3 protein-coding genes are annotated in these 2,826 nt (G+C 65.6%); all 3 read left to right on the top strand.

From position 1 onward, the window contains the following. Window positions 1-1,214: FtsK/SpoIIIE domain-containing protein (locus tag ON21_RS30530; RefSeq protein ID WP_051021500.1), on the top strand; the 1,214-nt coding region annotated here is incomplete at its 5' end. After that, window positions 1,211-1,486, top strand: a complete 276-nt coding sequence (locus ON21_RS30525) for a hypothetical protein (protein ID WP_039803729.1) — start codon at window positions 1,211-1,213, stop codon at window positions 1,484-1,486. The genes ON21_RS30530 and ON21_RS30525, both read left to right, overlap by 4 nt. Continuing rightward, window positions 1,483-2,826: replication initiator (locus ON21_RS30520; RefSeq protein ID WP_157171031.1), on the top strand; the 1,344-nt coding region annotated here is incomplete at its 3' end. The genes ON21_RS30525 and ON21_RS30520, both read left to right, overlap by 4 nt.

Below are 2,826 nucleotides of genomic sequence, written 5' to 3'. Positions count from 1 at the left end.
CCATGTCGGGATTGACCGTGGAACTGGATACGCGGGTCAAGACACCCGCGATCATGCGCGCGGAGACCGGGCATGTGGTGGACGTGCTGGAAGTGGGCATGCTGGATGGCCAGAAGGTCGAGGACTGGGCGGCGAAATCCGAAGAGCTACGGCACGCGTTCCGGGCTATCGGGCTGCGGGTGCGCCACACCCGGCCGGGTTTCGTGCACCTGGAGGTTATCCACAAAGACCTGCTGCGCACACCGATCCCCCTGCCCCGTGACCGGCGCGGCGCGGAATCTGTTGATCTACAAGCGATTCCGGTGGGTGTCACCGAGTTGGAGCGTCCGTGGAAGCTGACGATTCTGGGTACGCATCTGTTGATCGCGGGCGAGACCGGCTCCGGTAAAGGGTCGGTGGCGTGGTCGATCATTGCCGCGCTGGCACCGGCGATCGCCGCCGCAACGGTGGTGGTGTGGGTGATCGACCCGAAAGGGGGCGTGGAGTTCGGGCTCGGGATGGGCTGGTTCGACCGGTTCGCCTACGACAACTCCGAGATGGCCTTGCAGCTGCTGCGGGAGCTGGTGAAGACCATGAAAGCGCGGATGGACCGCATGCGCGGAAAGGTCCGCAAACTGATCCCCTCGGCCGATGAGCCGATGATTCTGCTGATCGTGGACGAGTTCGCCTCTCTCACGGAGTACTTCACCGACAAGAAGACTAGAGACGAAATCGAACGCCTGCTCGGTCTGCTGACCACCCAAGGGCGGGCAGCGGGCATCGTGGTCGTCGGCTGCATCCAAGACCCCAGCAAGGACGTGTTGCGGCTCAGGCAGCTGTTTCCGACCCGCGTCGGACTCAGGGTTGCCGAACCGACGCAAGTTCAGATGATCTTCGGGCTCAGCGGCCGGGAACGCGGCGCGTTGTGTGACCTGATCCCGGTCAGCATGCCCGGCACGGCCTATGTGCAGATCACCCCCGGCCTGGATCTGAGCGACCCAGGGACCAACGAAGCCGAGGAACACGCCGCCGACATCGTGCGGGTACGCGCGTACGAAGTCACCGACAACGACATCAGATGGTTGATTTCCACCTACCGCCCACCTCGGCGCTACACCGGCGACAACCCCACTCCAACGCCCGGCCACGACACGGGCAGGCAGGCAACGGCGCTGCTCGAGAAGACTGACGTTGCGGACTTCCCTTACGGCTCGGATGAGGGAGTAGGCGCGTGAGCGACGACGAACTGACCTGGGTGGTTATCACGGTGCTCGCTGCGTGCCTGCGTGACCGGACACTGAAAGTCGGTGTGGATGATCGGCCGGTCCGTCCGGGAAAGCGGTGGGAGCATCCCGGCTACGTGCGTCAATGGCAGATAGCGGTAGAGGTCTCCCCGTTCGCGGACGAGCCGCTCGGGCCACTGCATCCGGGGGAGTCAGCCCGCCGTCTGGCCGCATTGATCATCAAACTCATCCGCCTCATCCGGGGGGAGGTCTCGCCGTGGTGAACGACGAACCAACCGAGCTACCCGACACCTACCCGGACAGGATTCAACCGGGCGGGGATGCTGATGGTGTCGGTCGGCCACCGACATTCGATGACATCGCGATGGACGCCGCCCGCACCCACGGCGTGTGCATCCGGCCGATGGTGCTCGAGCAAACCGACACCGAGACCGGGCGGGTGGAATTCGTGGCGGTGCCGTGCGGCAACACGATGGCCGCGATCTGCCCGGCGTGCGCGGCCAAGGCCAAAGCGTTGCGGCAAACGCAGCTGCGGGAGGGCTGGCACCTGGACACCGAACCACAGAAGCCCAAACCACGCCCCACCCTCGATCAGCTCGAGCTGATCCTGTACCGGGCCGATCAAACCGCCGCCTACCAAACCGCTCTCGCCGAAGAGCGCGACAGCGACGCAGCGGAGATACGCGCCGAAATCGACTGGGCCGACAAACAACTCAAAACCTTGGGTGCACGCGGCACGCCACCGTCCCCGGAACCGCCGGCCGCGTCGTCATCGGAGCAGGCCGGCGAGGACGGCGCGGACGATCCTGACGAGCCGGGGCCGGTGGGTCGTTCCACCAAACGGCCCGAAGGGATGCCAGAGTTACCTCGACTGCCGATCCATTCCCACACCATCGGACGGGAGTACGCCGGACGGTACAAACCCTCCACGTTCGTCACCCTCACCCTGGACACCTACGGGCCGGTGCACAGCGACGACGGCACACCGATCGACCCGGAGAGCTACGACTACGCGCGGGCAGCGTGGGACGCGATCAGCTTTGCGGCGTTGTTCGACCGGTGGATACAGAACCTCCGCCGCGCGGTCGGCTGGAACGTCCAATACTTCGCCACCGTCGAGCCGCAACGGCGCGGCGCCCCACACATCCACATCGCAATCCGCGGCAGCATCCCCCGCCGCATCCTGCGACAGGTCACCGCCGGGACCTACCGGCAGATCTGGTGGCCCCGCCGTACCGAGATGGTCTACACCCCGGATCGGGTGCCACTGTGGGACCGCGCACAACGCACGTTCGTCGACCCCGACACCCGCGAGCCGTTGCAGTCCTGGGACGACGCGGTAGCCGACATCGGCCCCGACGATGAACCGGCGCACATGGCGGTGTTCGGCTCCCAGATGGACATCCGGGGCGTTCTCGGTGGCAGCGAGGAAGCCAAACGGCATATCGGGTATCTGTGCAAGTACCTCACCAAATCCGTAGATGAGGTCCTCGAAGCGCGGACGGCGCGCCAGCAGACCCACTACGACCGGTTGCACACCGCGTTGTGCCGTACGCCGTGTTCGCCTCGGTGTGCGGTGTGGCTGATGTACGGGATCGTGCCC

It is taken from the genome of Nocardia araoensis NBRC 100135 (assembly GCF_000308435.1).
Taxonomy (GTDB): domain Bacteria; phylum Actinomycetota; class Actinomycetes; order Mycobacteriales; family Mycobacteriaceae; genus Nocardia; species Nocardia araoensis.
The sequence above is the reverse complement of the archived record's forward strand: the minus strand, read 5'-3'. Positions and strand labels throughout refer to the sequence as shown.